The following is an 18,524-nucleotide window of genomic DNA, read 5'->3' on the forward strand; positions in this document are numbered from 1 at the left end:
CGCGATCATCGGGGGCGCCCCGTGCCGGCGCGCGCCATGCGGCCATTCTAATCGCCGCCCGTGCGGGCGGCGTCGATACGGACGGTCAGCGGCACGCGCTAAACTGCCCGCCTACCCCACACAAGGCGGTCCCATGAGCATCCAGGTCGGCGAGCGCATCCCCGAAGTCACCCTCAAGCGCATCCGCGAAGGCGTCGAGACGGTCGACACCGCCGCCCTGTTCGATGGCCGCAAGGCCGTGCTGTTCGCGGTCCCCGGCGCGTTCACGCCGACCTGCTCGGAAAAGCACCTGCCCAGCTACGTGCAGCACTTCGAGGATTTCCGCAGCCGCGGCATCGAGGTCTTCTGCGTGTCGGTCAACGATCCTTTCGTCATGCAGGCCTGGGGCAAGACCCAGCACGTGCCGGACGGCCTGCAGATGCTGGCCGACGGCAATGCCGACCTGGCCGAGGCGCTGGGCCTGGAGATGGACGCCAGCGCCTACGGCATGGGCATCCGCGCCAAGCGCTTCTCGCTGTATGCGGAAGACGGCGTGGTGAAGCACGTGTTCGTGGAAGCCCCGGGCGAGTACAAGGTGTCCGGCGCGGAGCACATGCTGGAACAGCTGGGCTGACGCGGCTTTCCTGCAGACGGGGCTTCAGCCCCGACATCGCGGCCGCCGATCTGTGCATCCCCGAGGTGCCAGGCGCGCGACAACCGACCCATGGAACGAGTCAGAAATGGAGCCGCGACCATGTCCATCGAGCAAGATGCGGTCATCGCGATCAAAGCGTTCGTATCCGGCGAGACGCCGGCATCCGAGTTCGAGAAGGCGCTCTATCGCAATCCAGCGATAGAGACGCTTCTTGCGCAGGAGAAAGCGCCGCGATACAGCCACACCGGTCACACGCTTTTCCACTACCTGATCGCTCTCCACTATGACGATCCGGGCGATATCCTCACAGCCCACGGCGCACTGCGGGATTTCCTGAAGAACGCAGGCGTGACTGTCGTTCCATCGAAGGACCCCAGCAGGCTCCATCGGTTGCTACTGTCGGCGCAGCCAAAATGGCTGGATGCGGACATGACGTATCTCTCGTCCCTCCTTGCCACCGCCCCCGAGCTTCCCGAGCCGGCGCTCAAGAAATGGTTGCGAACCCGTATCTTGGAACGGTTCCGGTACGCAAGCCGACCGCCTCGCTGGATTCAGGCACCCAATTGGCCGATGGGGAAAGAGGGTCCGATGATCTTTCTTGGCCAGTTGGCCGTCGACGACTATTTCCACGACACTGCAGCGGTCTACGTCTTCCACGACGCGACGACGGGAGAGTGCACGTCTATTGTCCAGATGGCCTGAATCCACCCCCGGACGCAATCTTCAACCCGATGGAGCCTGACGTCCGGGCCGGTGCAACCCGACGGCGCCATTCGATACCGCGACGCCCGATGCGCCACTGTCCAGTGCGGACATCCTTCGAGACGACGCCCCTCAGGCAGAGCGTCAACGCAGCACGTTGAACCGAACCCTCGCCCATGCGCCGCTGTCGGCGAGTGCAGTGAGCTGGTGCTCGCCCGCTTCGGCGAACTCCTGCTGGAACGCCTGCGCCCCCTGCGTCTCCGCGATCCAGCGGCCGTCCAGCAGCCACTGCACGCGCGTCTCGGTTCCGAGCGCGCGCAATTGCAGCCGCACCCCGTGCTCGCTTCCGGGCACGCGGGCCAACGTGGCGAGGTCGTTGAGGCCTTCGATGCGGAGTTCCTCGGTCGCATCGCGACCGTCGGGCTGGCAGTCCGGCGACAGCGTGGGCAGTCGCGACGCGATGCGTTCGCGCTGCGGCAACCAGGGCGACGCCAGCGCGGGCCAGCGGGCGATCTCGGTACTGCGTGCCTCGTGCGTGCGTGCGCACTCGCCCGACAGGCGCAGCCCGGTGCGGGCATCCACCTCGAAACGCTCGCGGCCCGCGCTCCACAGGCGCGCATCGCGCTCGGCGAAGGTCGGCGGTACATTGCCGCCCAGCGTCCACGCCTCCCGCTTGCGCTGGCACAACGCGGGCGCCTCTGCTTCGGCCAGCGTTCCGAGCGGCCAGCAGATCGCGTGCGCGGCCACGTCGGCTGGCGGCGATAGCGGGCCGGCATCGCCCTGCGCGCGCGGCAGACTGTCGATCACTTCGAACATCAATGGCAGCGCGGTCACCGCACCATACTGGCCCGGCAGTGGCGTGCCATCGGGCCGGCCCACCCATACACCGACCGTGTAGCGTCGCGTGCTGCCGAGCGCCCACGCATCGCGGAAGCCGTAGCTGGTACCGGTCTTCCACGCCACGCGCGGACGGTTGCCGGTGTCGAGCACGCCGCTGCCGTAGCCCGGTCGCGGATGCGCCTCCAGCACCTCGCGGATGATCCACGCCGCCCCCGGCGACAGCAGGCGACGGTCGGATGCCGGATCCTGTGCGGTGTAGCGCACGCGGCCGGACAGTCCGCCGCGGTTCAAGCCTGCGTACCCACCCACCAGGTCCTCCAGCCGTGCGCCGGTCCCGCCAAGGATCAGCGACAGGTTGGGTTGTGCGCCGCGTGGATAGCGCAACACCAGACCATTGTTCGCCAGCCGTGCGGAGAACCGCGCCGGTCCTACGCGATCCAGCAGGTCCACCGCCGGCACGTTGAGCGACAGCCGCAGCGCATCGGACGCACTGACCGGACCGTTGAACGCGGCATCGAAATTGCCCGGCCGGTAGCCGCCGAACGACTGCGGCGCATCGATCAGCAGGCTTTCGGAGTGGATCAGGCCATCGTCCAGCGCCAACCCGTACAGGAAGGGCTTGAGCGTCGATCCCGGCGAGCGCCACGCCTGCACCATGTCGACGTGCCCCAACCGTTCGCGGTCACCGAATGCGACCGAACCGACGTAGGCACGCGCCTCCATGGTGGCGTTGTCGACCACCAGCAACGCGGCGGAGGTGCGGGCCGGCAACGTCGAGAAATAGCTCTGCACGCGCTCCTCCAGCGTGCGCTGCAGGCCGGCGTCGATCGTGGAGGCGATCCGCGAAGCGCGCGGCTGTTGCCGGCGCAGCCGTTCGGCCAGCAGCGCCGCGCTCAACGGCGCCTGCAGGCTGCGTGCGACCACGGGCTCGATGCGCGCATCGTCGACCTCGGCCATCGACCAGACACCCAGATCCGCCATCCGCTGCAGCACCTTGTCGCGTGCGACGCGGGCCGCGTCGGGGTGACGATCCGGGCGCAATCGGCTCGGCGATTGAGGAAGCACCGCCAGCAGCGCGGCTTCGGCGTGCGACAGACGCGACGCCGGCTTGCCGAGGTAGGCCCAGCTCGCCGCGTCCACGCCTTCGATCGTGCCACCGAACGGCGCACGCTCCAGGTAGAGCGTCAGGATCTCGCGCTTGGACAGATGCGCTTCCAGTTGCACCGCGCGCAGCATCTGCTTGGCCTTGCCCCACGGCGTGCGCGAGTGACGGTCCAGCATGCGGGCGACCTGCATGGTCAGCGTGGACCCGCCGGATACCACGCGCCCATGGCGGACGAACTGCCCGGCCGCGCGCACCAGCGCCCACGGATTGACGCCGGGATGCTTCCAGAACCAGCGGTCCTCGTAGTTCAGCAGCGCCTGCAGGTAAAGCGGCGATACCGTCTCGGGCGACGCGGGGTAACGCCACACGCCGTCGCGATCGGCGAACGCGCGCAGTGGCGACCCGTCGCGTGCCACGACCAGCGTGCTGGTGTCGCGCGTCTTCGGCAGCGGTGGCGGGAAGGCGAGGTCCGCCACCAACAGTGCGACGAGCAGGCCCGCCGTGGACCATCTCAGCCAGGACAGCCAGCGACCCCGTCGATGGCCGTCATTCCGGCGTCCGCTGGCATCCACCTTGCTCCTGCCCCACAGCTTCACGACCGGGGACTCCCAGGATCAAGATGGACCCCGGCGCAGGCCCGGATGACGGCATGGGTCCTGCGCGTTATGGCTGCACCACCGTGATCGTCGCCGGCGCGGCCTTGCCGACACCGCGGATGTCCGGACGGTACATGTCCTCCACCAGCGACGGTGGCACCGTGTACGTGCCCGGCGTCACCGCCCGCACCAGGTAGAACAGCTTGGCGGTATCACGACGCTCCAGCTTCAGCGCGGCCACGTAGCGGTCGTCGCGGAACTCCTCGTGCTTGACGTCCGCCGCGCTGCCGCGGTCGCTGATCGAGATGCCATCGACCACGACCTCGGCCCACTGCTTGGCATCGCCCAGGTTGAAGTTCTCGATCTCCAGGCCCGCGGGCAGCAGGTCGGTGAACAGGGCATCCGGGATCGCCACGTTGGCGGTGATACCGACGCGCACGATCAGCGCCTCGCCTTCCTTCAGCGTGCCGCCCTTCCACTCCTGGCCGTCGGTCGTGTAGTAACGGCGCTCGATGCCGATCTGGCGGTCGTCCGGTGCCGGTGCGCTGCGCGGGATGCCGGCCACGTCCAGCGATGCGTACAGCGGCGGCGAGCCTTCCGGGGTGAAGCGCAGGCCGCGCGCGAGCGCCGCGTGGTCGACACTGCGGCCGAACAGCCGCACCGGCGCGATCGCTTCGGCATCGCCGCCGACGCTCCACTGGCCGGAGACCAGCTTCTTCTGGTCGACCATCAGCGCCTTGCCCAAGCGCGCCAGCGCCACCTGCTCCTGCGTGCTCAGCCACATCCAGCCGCTGCTGCGGCGGGCATCCAGTTCGCGGCCCAGCGAGATCGCGCGGCGGTCGTAATCGGGCTTGGCCAGCTTGCGCTCATGCACCAGCGCGATCATCAGCGCATCGTCGCGCAGCCGGGTGCCGTAGTCGCCCAGGTATTCCGGACGGTCGCCGGTCCTGGCGAAGCCCTCGGCGATCGCCTTCGCGCCGCGTGTCTTGTCGCCCTGCAGCGACAGCGCGATGCCCAGGTGCACCAGCGGCAGGCCGGTCAGCGTCTTGCCGCGCTCGTTGTCGTACAGCGCGCGCAGCGTACCCAGCGGCGCACGGTTGACGCGCGCGAGCACGTAGCCGGCGTAGGCCTGGTTGGCGAACTTGAGATGGTCGCGCCGGTCGTAGCCGTAGAACTGCGCGCCACCGGCCAGCAGGTCCTCGCTGAGGCGGGTCAGCGCCTTCTGCAGCACCGTGTCCGGCACGGCGAAGCCGCCTTCGCGCGCGTCCAGCAGGAACTCGGCGATGTAGGGCGTCAGGCCAGGATTGACGTAGTCGTCGTCGCCCCACATCGAGAAGTGGCCGTTCGCGACCTGCATCGATGCCAAGCGTCCGAAGGCGCCTTCCATGCGCTCGCGACGCTTCTTGACCTCCAGGCCGTCGATGCCGAGCAGCTTGGCCGTGCCCTCGTCCAGTTCCAGCGCGGCGTAGCCCTTGCTGGTGGTCTGCTCGGCGCAACCGTACGGATACTCCAGCGCGCCTTTCAACGCACTGGCGAACGGAATCGGCGGCAGCGCGCTGACCGTCATGCGCGCGGTCACCGAACCCGGCATCAGCCCGTCGGCGAAGCCCGCGCCCATCTCGACCGGCACCAGGCTGTCCAGCACCTGCGTGCGCGAGCGCAGCACCGCCGGCCAGCCCGCACGGACCGGCACGTCGTAGCGGCGGTCGACCTTGAAGCCGTTGCCTTCCACGCGCACGCGCACCTGCGCGGTGGTATAGCCCTCGCCCGCGGTGATCGGGAACGTCAGCGTCCGCTTGGCCTCGACCGACAGATCGGCGGTCCTGCTTCCTTCACCGATGTTGAGCGGCCCTTCGCCGTTCACCAGCACCTTGAACGCGCCGGCCTTGCCGGTGAAGTTCTGCACATCCAGCGTCACCGTGCTCCTGTCGCCCGGTGCCAGCACGCGCGGCAGGCTGGCTTCGGCGACGATCGGCGCGCGCACCACGGTCTCGCGGTCGCGGTTGCCATAGCGCGTATCCGAATACACCAGCGCCGACACGCGCAGCGTGCCGTTGAAATCCGGCACCTTCAACGCGACGCGTGCATTGCCCTTGCCGTCCAGTTTCACCGGGCCGGAGAACAGGTCGACGGTCTGCACGCGCGAGGTCGGCCGCTTCGCCTGCGGCAGGGCCGACAACGCCATGTCGCCGCCGAAGCGCATCTTCGCGCTGCCGCCCTCGAAGCTCTCGATCACGCGGCCGTAGATGTCGTAGGCGTCCACGCCCAGCCGGCGCTGGGCGAAGAACTGCGCATTGGCATCCGGCACCGGGAAGCGGGTGATGTTGAGGATGCCCACATCCACCGCGGACACAGTGACATGCGCCGTCTGGCCCGCGAGCTCGGGCACGCTGACGGTGACCGGCAGGTTCTGCTCGGGACGCATCTGCTTGGGCACCGACAGGCCGACGGCGACGCGACGGTCGCGACGGTCCATCGGCACGTGCGCCACGCCGACAGCGCGCGCCGGCGTGATCTTGCTCGGTGCCGAGCCACCACGGAACACCAGCGCGGTGACGTAGACGTCGTGTCGCTCCCAGTCCTTGGTGACAGGAATCGAGAACGTGCTGCCGGGCTTGGCGTCGATCGCCTGCACGTACAGCATGCGGTCGCTCTCGACCATCAGCAGGCCCTTGCCGGCATGCGGCGGGGTGACGGTGACCTTCAGCGTGTCGCCCGCTTTGTAGCCAGTCCTGTCGAGCGACAGCTTGACCTTGTCGGGGCGCGCATCCAGCCCGCGATTCTGGTCATCCCAGCTCCAGCCCGCACGGAACGGGTAGCGCGTGGTCAGGCCGGTGGCCGGATCGAACACATCCAGCCGGTACTCGCCCCATTCCACCGGGAAATCGATCTTCGACGCGCCGGTCCCCACATCGATCGTGCGCGTGTCCTTGTTCTCGAAGCGGCGGGTGAAGTCGTAGTCCCAGCCGCCATCGTCCGAATGGTTCCAGTGGTAATCGCGAAGCTCGCGCACCAGCGTGGCCTTCAGCCCCTTGCCGGGCTGCGGCTTGCCGGCGGCGTCCATGCGCACCACCTCGAAGCCGGCGTTGGCGTTGGCGTCGGCACCGTCCTTGTCGTCGAACAGCGGACGGATGCCGACCAGCGCCTCGGCCGGCCACAGCACGCGCTTCAGCGTGCGGTTGACCGTGCGTCCGCCGGTCTCGTAGACGCTGCCGGAGACGATCGCGGCGATCGGGCTGCGCGGTTTGGCTTCCGCCGGCAGCGCGATCTCTTCTTCCAGCACGCCGCTGTCGGCGAGCGTGGTGTCGATGACGTCCTTGGCTTCCTTCGGCAACTCCATCGTCGGGTCGCCGAAGAAGTAGCCCGGCAACTTCTCCAGCGGATGCTGTTCCACCGCCACCGCCAGCTTGGCGGTGAAGCGGTTGCCGCTGGCCGGTGCGCCATACAGGTAGGCGGCCGTCGCCTTGAGCTTCAGCGGCTGTCCCGGCTTCAGTACCGGCGACGCGTCCAGGTCCAGCTTCATGCGCTCGGGCAGGAACTCCTCGATGCGCAGCGTCATGCCCTGTACCGCTTCCTTGCTCGCCGGATCGGTGCGGAACTCGACCTGCCAGCGGCCCGTGGGGGCCTCCACCGGGATCGCCTGTTCGAAACTGAAATAACCCTGCGCACCCGGCTGCAGGCGCGTTTCGCGGAAGACCTTGCCGTCCGGCTGCTTCAGGCGCAGGAACACCGGCTGGCCACCGCCCTGCTTCGGCGCCGGGACCGGCTTGCCGTCGTTGTCGCGCAGCAGCGCGGAGATGCGCACCGTCTCGCCGGGGCGGTACAGGTCGCGGCCCGACCAGGCGAACACGTCGAACCACGCCTGCTCACGGCCGGCGACGGCGAACTCGGACAGGTCCAGCGCCGGCTGGTTGAACGGCAGCATCGACACGTCCTTGCCGCGCGTAGCGACCAGCACGTGGCCGGCGTCCAGCGTGTAGTTCAGCAGCGCATTGCCGTTGCCGTCCGTCTTGCCGCTCAGGATGGCTTCGCCGCGTGCGTCGAGCACCTTCAGTTCGACGCTGCCGGTGGCGGATCCATCCTGCAGCGACGCGGTATGGACGAACAGCTTGTCCTTGTACGCGCGCGTGTGCAGACCGATGTCGCTGACAGTGAAGAAGGCGGTCTCGAACTCGCCGGCGAACTTGCCGGTGCGCTTCATCACCGCGAAGTACAGACCCGGGTCCTGCAGTTCGCGGATGTCCTGGATCGGCAGGTAGGTCAGCATGCGCTCGTTGGGCTTGCCGCCCAGCACGAAGCGGTTGAGGTAGACCGGTTCGGCCAGCTTGCCCAGCGGCGTGCTGTCGCCGTACTCGCTGTCGAGATCCCAGCTGCCGCGGCGGCCGCCGCGCTGGTACTCGGCGAAGAACTTCGGCAACTGCTTCTGGGTGACGCGCAGGAACTCCACGTCCACTTCCGGCACATTGATCGACACCACCGGCAAGCCCCGACTCTCGCGCGCCGGCAGTACGCTGCCCTGCGAGGCGAAGCCGACCGCCGGGTCGAGTTCGCCGGTATGCACCTTGCGGGTCTCGTCCTTGCCCAGGCGCGTGCCGTCGGCGGCGGACAGGCCGGCCTTCAGCGTGACCTCGTAATCCTTGGCGGCCTCCACCGACGGGAAGCGCAGCACCAGGCCCTTGTCGTCCAGCACCCAGCTGCCCTTTACGGCGGCGCCGTTGGCGTCCTTCACCACCAGCAGCGTGTCGAAGTCCTGCGAACTCACCAGCGGCCGGCTGAATTCCAGCGCGATGGCGAGGTCGCCGTCATGCTGGTCGGGAAAGGCGCCGACCAGGGCGAAGCCTTCCACCTTGGCGGCCTGCGCCTTGATGGGATCGCCGCTCGCTTCAGGCAGCTGCCCGGACTCGTTGCGCTTGCAGCCGGCCAGCGCCGCCGCCGCGATCAGGCCAATAAAAAACGCGCGCATCCAGTGGCTGCGCGCGCTCTTCGAATTCCGACGTACCGATCCCATGTGCCGTTCCCTGCCGTGGTCGTATCGGCAGTATAGAACGCAGGGATGAAAGCGGCGGGGTCACACCCCGCACGCTTTCATGCGAGTCGACCGTCAGGCCTCCGGCGGCGTGTCGGTGGCCTCCGCCGTGGTAGCCGCGCTACCGGCGACGCCGTCGATCACCTCGTCCTCGTCCAGCGACGCATCCAGGCGTTCCACCGCCTGCAGCGCTTCGCCGTCGGACAGGCGCATGAGGGTGACACCCTGGGTATTGCGGCCGACCTGCGAAATTTCCGCCGCACGCGTACGCACCAGCGTACCGCCGTCGGAGATCAGCAGGACCTCGTGATGGTCGGACAACTGGATGGCCCCGACCAGGCGACCGTTGCGCTCGGTGGTCTTCAGCGCGATCACGCCACGGGTGCCGCGCCCCTTGCGCGGGTAGTCGGCCACGGGGGTGCGCTTGCCGTAGCCGCGCTCGCTGGCGGTCAGGATGTCGCCATCGCCGTCGACCACGACCAGGCTGACCACCTCGGAGCCGGTGTCGGCGATCGCCGCCGTCCCCTCGCCGTCGGCCGTCTCGCCTTCGTCCTGCTCACCTTCGGCTTCCGCATCCGCGCCCTCGGCCAGACGCATGCCGCGCACGCCGGTGGCGGTACGGCCCATGGCGCGCACCAGCCCCTCGGAGAAGCGCACGGCGCGGCCGTTGGACGCGAACAGCATGACGTCGCGCTCGCCATCGGTCAGGGCCACGCCGACCAGGGCGTCGCCTTCGTCAAGGTTGATCGCGATCTTGCCGCGCGCCAGCTTGAACGCGAATTCGGTGAGCGGGGTCTTCTTGACCGTGCCGTTCCTGGTCGCGAAGAAGACGAACTTGCCGTCCTCGTAGTCGCGCACCGGCACCACGGCCTGGACCTTCTCGCCGGCTTCCAGCGGGATCCAGTTGATGATCGGACGACCGCGCGCATTGGAACCGGCCTCCGGCAACTGGTACACCGGCAGCCAGAACACCTTGCCGCTGCTGGTGAAGGTGAGCAGCGTGTCGTGCGTGTTGACCAGCCACAGCTGGTCGATGAAATCCTCTTCCTTGGTCGCCGCTGCGCTGCGGCCGCGGCCGCCGCGCTTCTGGGCGCGATAGGCGCTGGCCGGCTGGCGCTTGGCGTAACCCGCGTGCGACAGCGTGACCACCATGTCTTCCGGCGCGATCAGGTCGAGGATGTCGAGATCTTCCTCGCTGTGGCGGATTTCGCTGCGGCGCTCGTCGCCGAACTCGGCCTTGACGTTCAGCAGCTCGTCGCGGATCACCTGCAGCAGCACATCCGGGTTCTCGAGGATGCGGATCAGGCCGGCGATGGTTTCCAGCAGCTGGCGGTACTCCTCGGTCAGCTTTTCCTGCTCCAGGCCGGTCAGGCGGTGCAGGCGCATTTCCAGGATCTGCGTGGCCTGCGCTTCGCTGAGCTGGTAGCGGCCGTCAACGAAACCGATCGCGGCAGGCAGGTCTTCCGGACGCGACGCCTCGGCGCCGGCGGCGGCGAGCAGCGAACCGACCAGGCCCGGCTCCCACGTCTTGGCCAGCATGCGCTCGCGCGCTTCCTGCGGATTGGCCGACGTCTTGATCAGCTCGATCATCTCGTCGATGTTGGCGAGCGCGACCGTCAGGCCTTCCAGGATGTGGGCGCGGTTGCGCGCCTTGCGCAGTTCGAAGATGGTCCGGCGAGTCACCACTTCGCGGCGGTGGCGGACGAAGGCTTCCAGCATCTGCTTCAGGTTGAGCAGCTGCGGACGGCCGTCGACCAGCGCGACCATGTTGATACCGAACACCGATTCCATCGGCGTCTGCAGGTACAGGTTGTTGAGGACCACCTCGGCGGATTCGCCGCGCTTGACCTCGATGTAGATGCGCATGCCGTCCTTGTCGGACTCGTCGCGCAGCTCGCTGATGCCTTCGAGCTTCTTGTCCTTCACCAGCTCGGCGATCTTCTCGATCAGCCGTGCCTTGTTCACCTGGTACGGGATCTCGGTGACGATGATCGACTCACGGCCGTTGTCGTCGTTGACCTCGATGTCGGCCTTGGCGCGCATGCGCACGCGGCCGCGGCCGGTGCGGTAGCCGGCAACGATGCCGGCGGTGCCGTTGATGATGCCGCCGGTGGGGAAATCCGGGCCGGGGATGTACTGCATCAACCCGTCGACATCGAGTTCGGGATTGTCGATGAGCGCGATCAGGCCGTTGACCACTTCCGACAGGTTGTGCGGCGGGATGTTGGTGGCCATGCCCACCGCGATGCCGGCCGAACCGTTGACCAGCAGGTTCGGGAAACGCGTCGGCAGGACCGTCGGCTCCTGTTCCTTCTCGTCGTAGTTGGGCTGGAAATCGACGGTTTCCTTGTCGATGTCCGCCAACAGCTCATGGGTGAGCTTGGCCATGCGCGCTTCGGTGTAACGCATGGCAGCGGCGGAGTCGCCGTCGACCGAACCGAAGTTGCCCTGGCCGTCGACCAGCATGTAGCGCAGCGAGAACGGCTGCGCCATGCGCACCAGCGTGTCGTAGACGGACTGGTCGCCGTGCGGGTGGTACTTACCGATCACGTCACCGACGATACGGGCTGACTTCACGTGCGGCTTGTTGGCGTGGTTGCCCAGTTCGTTCATCGCGAACAGGACGCGCCGGTGAACAGGCTTGAGACCGTCGCGGACATCCGGAAGCGCGCGCCCCACGATCACGCTCATCGCGTAATCCAGGTAGCTGCGTCGCATCTCGTCTTCGAGGTTGACGGGGATGATTTCCTTGGCGGTATCGGCCATTCGGGTTCCGTGTTTCTCAGGTTGTCTCGGGCCGGAATCGCGGCCAAAACGGGCCTAGCCGGCGGGGGCCGGCGAGGCAGCGACAGGCGGGGATTCCGGCGGGTTCTGCAGCCTGCCGAGTGTATCACAGCGGCCACGCTGGCCGGGCCGTTTCGGCCCGAGAAACAAGCACTTAAGCCCCTGATCTGAACCCGCGGCGGATGACCGCAGGCATCGCCCCCGACCGGTCTCCGGCCACCCGGGCTCCAGACGCGAAAAAGCCCGGCCAAGGCCGGGCTTCTCGCTGGAACTGGTGGGCGGTACAAGTTTCGAACTTGTGACCCCTGCCGTGTGAAAGCAGTGCTCTACCGCTGAGCTAACCGCCCGAAATCATCGGGGCGCGAATGATAGCCGTGGACCGGGGGGCGGGTCAACGCATCACCGGTCAGCGGTCCTTGGTGTCGCACAGGGCGCTGACCCGCCGTGGCGGCGCGAATGCGTCGCTGCGCGCCTCCGGCCAGAAGTCGCGGAACACCGCGTGCGACGGCACACGGTCCAGCAGTTCGCCAGGCTCCAGGAACTTGTACAGCGCGGACAGCGAACGCACCTCGATCGGCGACACCCGCCGCAGGATGTGTTCAGGGCCCACCTGCTGCGGATGCTCCAGCCCTGCCGCGCACAGCATGTCGCGCAGCGCCTTGAGCGTGTTGTCGTGGAACTGCTGCACGCGCACGGACTTGTCGGGCACGTCCAGGTGATTCCAGCGCTTGGGATCCTGGGTGGCGACGCCGGTCGGGCAGCGGTCGTTGTGGCAGCTTTGCGCCTGGATACATCCCAGCGCGAACATGAAGCCGCGGGCGGCGTTGCACCAGTCGGCCCCCATCGCCATCGTGCGGGCGATGTCGAAGGCGCTGATGATCCTGCCGGCCGCACCGATCCGGATACGGTCACGCAGGCCCAGGCCCACCAGCGTGTTGTGAACCAGCAACAACGCCTCGTGCATCGGCACGCCTACGTGATCGATGAACTCGGCCGGCGCGGCACCCGTGCCACCTTCCGCGCCATCCACCACGATGAAGTCCGGCAGCAGCCCGGTCTCGTGCATGGCCTTGGCGATGCCGAACCATTCCCACGGGTGCCCGATCGCCAGCTTGAAGCCGGTCGGCTTGCCGCCCGACAGCTCGCGCAATCTGGCGACGAACTTCAGCAGTTCGACCGGCGTGGAGAACGCCGAATGCTTCGCCGGCGACACGCAGTCGTGCCCCATCGGCACGCCGCGGGTCACCGCGATTTCCGCGCTGACCTTGGCGGCCGGCAGCACGCCGCCGTGGCCGGGCTTGGCGCCCTGAGACAGCTTCAGTTCGATCATCTTCACCTGCGGAGAGTGCGCGTTCTCGATGAAGCGTTCCTCGCTGAAACGCCCCTGGTCGTCACGGCACCCGAAGTAGCCGGAGCCGATTTCCCACACCAGGTCACCGCCCTTCTCGCGGTGGTACGACGAAATCGAGCCCTCGCCCGTGTCGTGGTAGAAGTTGCCGCGCCGCGCCCCTTCGTTCAATGCACGCACCGCGTTGGCCGACAGCGAACCGAAACTCATCGCCGAGATGTTGAACACGCTCGCCGAGTACGGCTGCGCCGTGCCCGAACCGATCACCACGCGGAAGTCATGCGAATCCACGCTGGCGGGCGCCATCGAATGGTTGATCCATTCGTAGTCCACGCCATAGACGTCCTGCTGGCTGCCGAACGGCACCACGTCGCTGACGCCCTTCGCACGCTGGTACACCAGCGCCCGCTGCTGTCGCGAGAACGGCACTTCCGCCGTATCGCCTTCGATGAAGTACTGACGGATCTCGGGACCGACCGACTCCAGTCCATAACGGAAATGCGCCAGCACCGGATAGTTGCGGCGCAGCGTGCTGCGCGTCTGCAGTACGTCCCAGGTCCCGAGCAGCGCCAGCGCACCGAAAGCGACGACCCCCCACCACGCGGCAGGCCACGCCGGGGCCAGCAGCAATGAAGCGAAAGCCAACATGATGCTGGCGGCGTAGGCGAGGTAACGCTGCATCGGCAGTCTCCCGTGGGCCAGCGTGGATTCTAAGCCATGCCCTGCGACCGCACGCCGCAGCGCCTTCGGGTCGCCATTGCACGGTTGATCCGGATCAATGCCGCTCGATGCACACGATGCGAGTTTGGCGCCACCACAAACGGGGAGAACACGACATGCATCCGATCCTGCGCGAGATCCTGATGGAGCCGGTGGGCTGGCTGGCCATCGGGGGCAGCATCGTCATGGTGGGGATCAGCGTCTTCGTTGCGCTGTTCGTACGCCGCAAAGTGCGCGAGGAAGAGAAGAAGCAGCGCCGCTGAGGCGACAGCGACGCGGTGGTGCCCGGAGCCGGAATCGAACCGGCATGGCCTCGCGGCCGGCGGATTTTAAGTCCGATGCGTCTACCAGTTTCGCCATCCGGGCCCGGCGATAGCCTGCCTCAGTCCCGCCGCCTTGGAAAGCGGCGGCACATCGCACCCTCAGGAACGACGAAGCCCCGCAAGCGGGGCTTCGTGCGTGCTCGACGAGGAGCATGTATGGAGCGGGAAAAGGGACTCGAACCCTCGACCCCGACCTTGGCAAGGTCGTGCTCTACCAACTGAGCTATTCCCGCGTGGAAGGACATGGTGGTCCTTCTGGTTTGGAGGCCTGGGTCGGAATTGAACCGGCGTACGCGGATTTGCAGTCCGCTGCATAACCACTCTGCCACCAGGCCGATGGCGACCGCGCCAGACTGGCGCAATCAGGACGCGTTTTCAAGGCGCCCTACAACACAAAACCCCGCGAACGGGGTTTGGTGGACCGTCCCTCTCAGGACGAAAAACTGGAGCGGGAAAAGGGACTCGAACCCTCGACCCCGACCTTGGCAAGGTCGTGCTCTACCAACTGAGCTATTCCCGCGTCGAGAGAGACGAAATTGTAGCGTCTTGTTTGGGCATGTCAACACTCTTCTTCTCGCCCTCGCGCAGGATCGGCCACGCCGCGAGCAGATACTGGATGCCGGACCACAGCGTCAGCAACGCCGCGATGGCCAGCAGCCAGTCGCCCAGCAGGAACACCCAGCGCCCCATCCAGATATCGCCCAGCGCCTGGTCGCCCGGTGTTGAGGCGTACAGCAGGCAGGACAGCGCCACCATCTGCACGATGGTCTTGATCTTGCCCAACGCGGCGACTTTCACCGTCGCGCGCTGGCCCAGTTCCGCCATCCATTCGCGCAATGCGGAGACCGCGATCTCGCGACCGACGATGACCGCCGCCCAAATGGCCATCCACATGGTCGGGTTGTCCTGCACGATCAGGAACAGCGACACCGCCACCATCAGCTTGTCGGCCACCGGATCGAGAAAGGCGCCGAATGCGGAATACAGGTGGTAACGGCGCGCGATCCAGCCATCCAGCCAGTCGGTGACCGCTGCCAGCACGAAGATGAAGGCGGCGGCGAAGTTGGTCCACGAGTACGGCAGGTAGAACACCAGCACGAGCACCGGGATCAGCACGATCCGCAGCAGCGTGAGCCAGGTCGGGACGGTCAACTTCATCGCAGGCTTACTCTTTTCCTGCCTCGGGGGACGGCAGCCCGTGCAGGTTAGCGTAGATTCGCTCGGCCAGTGCGGCGTTCACCCCGTCGACGCGGGCGATCTCGTCGGCACCCGCCGCCTTCAGGCCCGCCAGTCCGCCGAAATGCTTGAGCAGGCTTGCGCGCCGGCGCGGCCCGATGCCGGGGATATCCTCTAGCTTGCTGGTCATGCGCGCCTTCTGCCGCTTGCCGCGATGGCCGGTGATGGCGAACCGGTGCGCTTCGTCGCGCACCTGCTGGATCAACTGCAGTGCCGGCGAAGCGGCGCCTGGTCGCAATTCGCGGCCGTCGGGCAACACCAGCGTCTCGTGTCCGGCCCGGCGCTCCACACCCTTGGCCACGCCCACCAGGGTCACGCCATCCACGCCCAGGTCCGCCAGCGCCGCCTGTGCCTGCACCAATTGCCCCGCACCACCATCGATCAGCAGCACGTCGGGCAGCACGCCGCCCTCCTCCACCGCGCGCCGGAAACGCCGCTCGATGGCCTGGTGCATGGCGGCGAAATCGTCGCCCGGGGTGATCCCGGTAATGTTGTAGCGACGGTACTGCGAGCGCACCGCACCGTTGGCATCGAACACGACGCAGGACGCGACGGTCGCCTCGCCCATCGTATGGCTGATGTCGAAGCACTCGATGCGCTTGGCCACCTCGGGCAGGCCCAGCAGTTCCTTCAGCGCTTCGCTGCGCGCGGTCTGAGCGTTGCGGCTGCCGAGCTCGGTGACCAGCGCGATCTCGGCGTTGCGACGGGCCAGGCCAAGGTAACCCGCACGCTCGCTGCGGACGTTCCATTTGAGCTGCACCTTGCGTCCCGCAGCAGTGGCCAACGCGTGCTCGATAAGCTCCGCGTCGGGAATCTCGCGATCGAGGACGATTTCCTGCGGCGCCGGCTGCTCGGCGTAGTACTGCGACACGAAGGCGCCGAGGACTTCCTCGGCCGAATCCTCGCCATTGGTCTTCGGGAAGAACGTGCGCGTCCCCAGGTTGCGGCCGTCGCGGAAGGCGAGCAGCAGCACGCAGGCCTGGCTGCCCTGCATGGCGCAGGCCAGCACGTCGAGGTCGGCCGCGTGGCCGTCCACGTACTGCCGCGCCTGCAGCGTGCGGATCGAGGCAACCAGGTCGCGCAGCCGGGCGGCCTGTTCGAACTCGAGGTTCGCGCTGGCCCGCTCCATCGCGCTGCCGAGCTCGCGCGTCAGTTCGTCGCTGCGCCCGTCCAGGAACAGCGTGGCCTGGCGCACGGATTCGGCGTAGTCCGTCTCCTGCACCAGACCGACGCACGGTCCGCTGCAGCGACCGATCTGGTACTGCAGGCAGGGCCGCGACCGGTTGCGGAACACGCTGTCCTCGCAATTGCGGATGCGGAACAGCTTCTGCATCAGGTTCAGCGTTTCGCGCACCGCGATGACGCTTGGATACGGGCCGAAGTAACGGCCCGGCATCGCGCGCGCACCGCGATGGAAGGCGATGCGCGGCCATTCCTCACGCGTGAGCAGGACGTAGGGATAGCTCTTGTCATCGCGCAGCAGCACGTTGTAGCGCGGCGTCAGCGACTTGATCAGCTGGTTTTCCAGCAGCAGCGCCTCGGCTTCGGTGCGGGTGACGGTGACGTCCATCCGCACGACCTGCGACAGCATCGAGAGAATGCGCGGCGACTTGGGCGAACTGTTGAAGTAACTGGCCACGCGCTTGCGCAGCGCACCGGCCTTGCCGACATAAAGCAGTGCGTCGCCGGCCGCATACATGCGGTACACGCCTGGCGCGGTGCTCAGGCCGGCCGCGAAGACCTTGCCGTCGAATTCCGCCTGGGGACTGCCGCTCATTCGTCGATCGGAACGTGGCTCAGCTCGCCGGTGGCGATATCGTAGCGCAGCACGGCATGCGCATCGGTCTCGGCGATCCACACCGCGCCCGCCGCCACGGACAGGCCGGCCGGACCCTGCAGGCGCCGCGGCAACGTGATGGTGGTCAGTTCACCGCCACCCAGCCGCAGCGTGCGCAGCGTGCCGTTGCCACTGTCGGCGATCCACATGACCGGCGAATCCGGGCTCAAGGCCAGCGCCTGCGGGTGCTGCAGCTGCGCACGGTCGCGTGGGCCGTCCTCGTCGCCGAAGCTCCACGCTCCCTGCCCGATCAGCGTCTGCACCGTGTCGCCGCGCAACTGCAGCGACCGCACGGCCGAACCCACGGCATCGCACACGTACAGGGTCTGCAGCGCGGCCGTGAGACCGGCCGGTTGCGCGAATGCCGCCATCGGACCGCTGCCGTCGCGGACGTCGAGTTGCCCCGAACCTGCGCGTGCGCGGATCTCGCGGGTCCCCAGGTCGTAGCTCCATACCCGGTTGTCGCCTGCCATCGCCAGGAAAATCTGGTTGTTGTTCACCACGATCGCCTGGGGCTGGTGGAGCGCCACATCGCGCGGCGACGTGACCACGCCCTCCGTCGGCTCGCCCGCGCGACCGTTGCCGCACAGGGTGTCGACCGTGCTGGTCGGCAGATTGATGCGCCGCAGGGCATGGTTGCCGGTATCGGCCACATAGAGCGATTCGCGCACCAGTGCCAGACCCTGCGGGCGGCGGAAGGCGGCATGGTTCAACTCGCCATCGGCGAAGTCCGGTGTGCCCATGCCGAACTGCCGGATCACCCGGCCGTGGTGGTTGCATTCGAGCACGCGGTGATGGCCGCTGTCGGCCACGAACAGGCGGTCGGGCGTGGCGACCAGTCCGGTCGGGAAGCACAGCGGCATGCGCGGCTCCGGGTGAGCCTCGCGGAAGGTGCGGAAGTCATCGTCCGGCGGCGCATGCAGGCCATCGCACAGGCGGGCCACCTGGCGCTCCAGGTCCGCCAGTCCTTCGGCCCCCACGGCGCGGTGCCGCACGTGGCCCTCGCCGTCGATCAGCAGGACGGTCGGCCAGGCCTCCACACCGAACCGCTGCCAGGCGACCCAATCGCCGTCATGTGCGAGCGGCAGTGACAGCCCATGGCGGCGCAGACGCTTGAGGGCGGCCTGTGGATCGCGCTCACTGTCGAAGCGCGGCACATGGACGGCCAGCGCCTGCAGGCGGCCCAGATAGCGGGCCTGCAGCACGGCCAGGTCGTTCAGCCGCTGCGCGCACCAGGCCGATGCGCTGTTGACGAAGGCCAGCGCGACGATGCGTCCGCGCTGCTCGTGAAGCGAGGTCGACGGCGCATTCAGCCACTGCAGGCCACGCGGCAGTTCGGGAGCCATGGTCATGTCGGTCATCGTCCCTGATTA

The 18,524-nt window shown here is 67.6% G+C and carries 10 protein-coding genes and 5 tRNA genes; 3 read left to right on the forward strand and 12 right to left on the reverse strand.

All coding sequences use genetic code 11. The features are described from left to right. The first annotated feature begins 133 nt into the window (after positions 1–133). Together ACSQ1W_RS10270 and ACSQ1W_RS10275 are read left to right on the forward strand one after the other, a co-directional pair. The gene (locus ACSQ1W_RS10270; RefSeq protein WP_436043278.1) at positions 134–613 is read left to right on the forward strand and encodes a peroxiredoxin; all 480 of its coding nucleotides are present in this window, start codon (positions 134–136) and stop codon (positions 611–613) included. 120 nt (positions 614–733) lie between these two features. Next, positions 734–1,336 (forward strand): hypothetical protein, encoded by a 603-nt coding sequence (locus ACSQ1W_RS10275; RefSeq protein ID WP_436043280.1) that lies wholly within the window; start codon positions 734–736, stop codon positions 1,334–1,336. 144 nt (positions 1,337–1,480) lie between these two features. Here ACSQ1W_RS10275 and pbpC read toward each other — a convergent pair whose 3' ends face one another. From pbpC to ACSQ1W_RS10300, 5 genes are all read right to left on the reverse strand, one after another. Next, positions 1,481–3,853, reverse strand: a complete 2,373-nt coding sequence (gene pbpC, locus ACSQ1W_RS10280; RefSeq protein ID WP_436046162.1) for a penicillin-binding protein 1C — start codon at positions 3,851–3,853, stop codon at positions 1,481–1,483. Positions 3,854–3,944: 91 nt separating this feature from the next. Further along, positions 3,945–8,840: an alpha-2-macroglobulin family protein gene (locus ACSQ1W_RS10285; RefSeq protein WP_436046163.1), complete on the reverse strand. Its 4,896-nt coding sequence runs from the start codon at positions 8,838–8,840 to the stop codon at positions 3,945–3,947. Positions 8,841–8,978: 138 nt separating this feature from the next. Continuing rightward, positions 8,979–11,669, reverse strand: a complete 2,691-nt coding sequence (gyrA, locus tag ACSQ1W_RS10290; RefSeq protein ID WP_436043282.1) for a DNA gyrase subunit A — start codon at positions 11,667–11,669, stop codon at positions 8,979–8,981. A gap of 290 nt (positions 11,670–11,959) precedes the next feature. After that, a tRNA-Val gene (locus tag ACSQ1W_RS10295) sits at positions 11,960–12,034 on the reverse strand. Positions 12,035–12,093: 59 nt separating this feature from the next. Further along, the gene (locus ACSQ1W_RS10300) at positions 12,094–13,716 is read right to left on the reverse strand and encodes an FMN-binding glutamate synthase family protein (protein ID WP_436043284.1); all 1,623 of its coding nucleotides are present in this window, start codon (positions 13,714–13,716) and stop codon (positions 12,094–12,096) included. A gap of 155 nt (positions 13,717–13,871) precedes the next feature. Between ACSQ1W_RS10300 and ACSQ1W_RS10305 the strand changes: the two genes are divergently transcribed. Next, positions 13,872–14,018, forward strand: coding sequence for a hypothetical protein (locus ACSQ1W_RS10305; RefSeq protein WP_192267594.1), 147 nt, complete (start codon positions 13,872–13,874; stop codon positions 14,016–14,018). 16 nt (positions 14,019–14,034) lie between these two features. On the opposite strand, the gene ACSQ1W_RS10310 is transcribed toward ACSQ1W_RS10305, so the two are convergent. The 7 genes from ACSQ1W_RS10310 to ACSQ1W_RS10340 all read right to left on the reverse strand — a co-directional run bounded on the left by ACSQ1W_RS10310 (position 14,035) and on the right by ACSQ1W_RS10340 (position 18,503). Further along, positions 14,035–14,121: transfer RNA gene (locus ACSQ1W_RS10310), tRNA-Leu, on the reverse strand. 114 nt (positions 14,122–14,235) lie between these two features. Beyond that, positions 14,236–14,311 (reverse strand) — tRNA-Gly (locus tag ACSQ1W_RS10315). A 28-nt stretch (positions 14,312–14,339) separates the two neighbouring features. Next, positions 14,340–14,413, reverse strand: a tRNA-Cys gene (locus ACSQ1W_RS10320). Between the two features lie 109 nt (positions 14,414–14,522). After that, positions 14,523–14,598 (reverse strand) — tRNA-Gly (locus tag ACSQ1W_RS10325). After that, positions 14,589–15,236 (reverse strand): CDP-diacylglycerol--glycerol-3-phosphate 3-phosphatidyltransferase, encoded by a 648-nt coding sequence (gene pgsA / locus ACSQ1W_RS10330; protein ID WP_192267592.1) that lies wholly within the window; start codon positions 15,234–15,236, stop codon positions 14,589–14,591. Before pgsA ends, ACSQ1W_RS10325 begins: the two co-directional genes overlap by 10 nt. A 7-nt stretch (positions 15,237–15,243) precedes the next feature. Further along, the gene (gene uvrC / locus ACSQ1W_RS10335) at positions 15,244–17,091 is read right to left on the reverse strand and encodes an excinuclease ABC subunit UvrC (protein ID WP_436043285.1); all 1,848 of its coding nucleotides are present in this window, start codon (positions 17,089–17,091) and stop codon (positions 15,244–15,246) included. Then, a complete protein-coding gene (locus tag ACSQ1W_RS10340; RefSeq protein WP_192267588.1) occupies positions 17,088–18,503 on the reverse strand; it encodes a redoxin domain-containing protein in 1,416 nt (471 codons plus the stop codon). The genes uvrC and ACSQ1W_RS10340 overlap by 4 nt, the downstream gene beginning before the upstream one ends. Positions 18,504–18,524: the final 21 nt, after the last annotated feature.

Origin of the sequence: Pseudoxanthomonas sp. LjRoot143 (genome assembly GCF_964252945.1) — a bacterium.
GTDB lineage: Bacteria > Pseudomonadota > Gammaproteobacteria > Xanthomonadales > Xanthomonadaceae > Pseudoxanthomonas_A.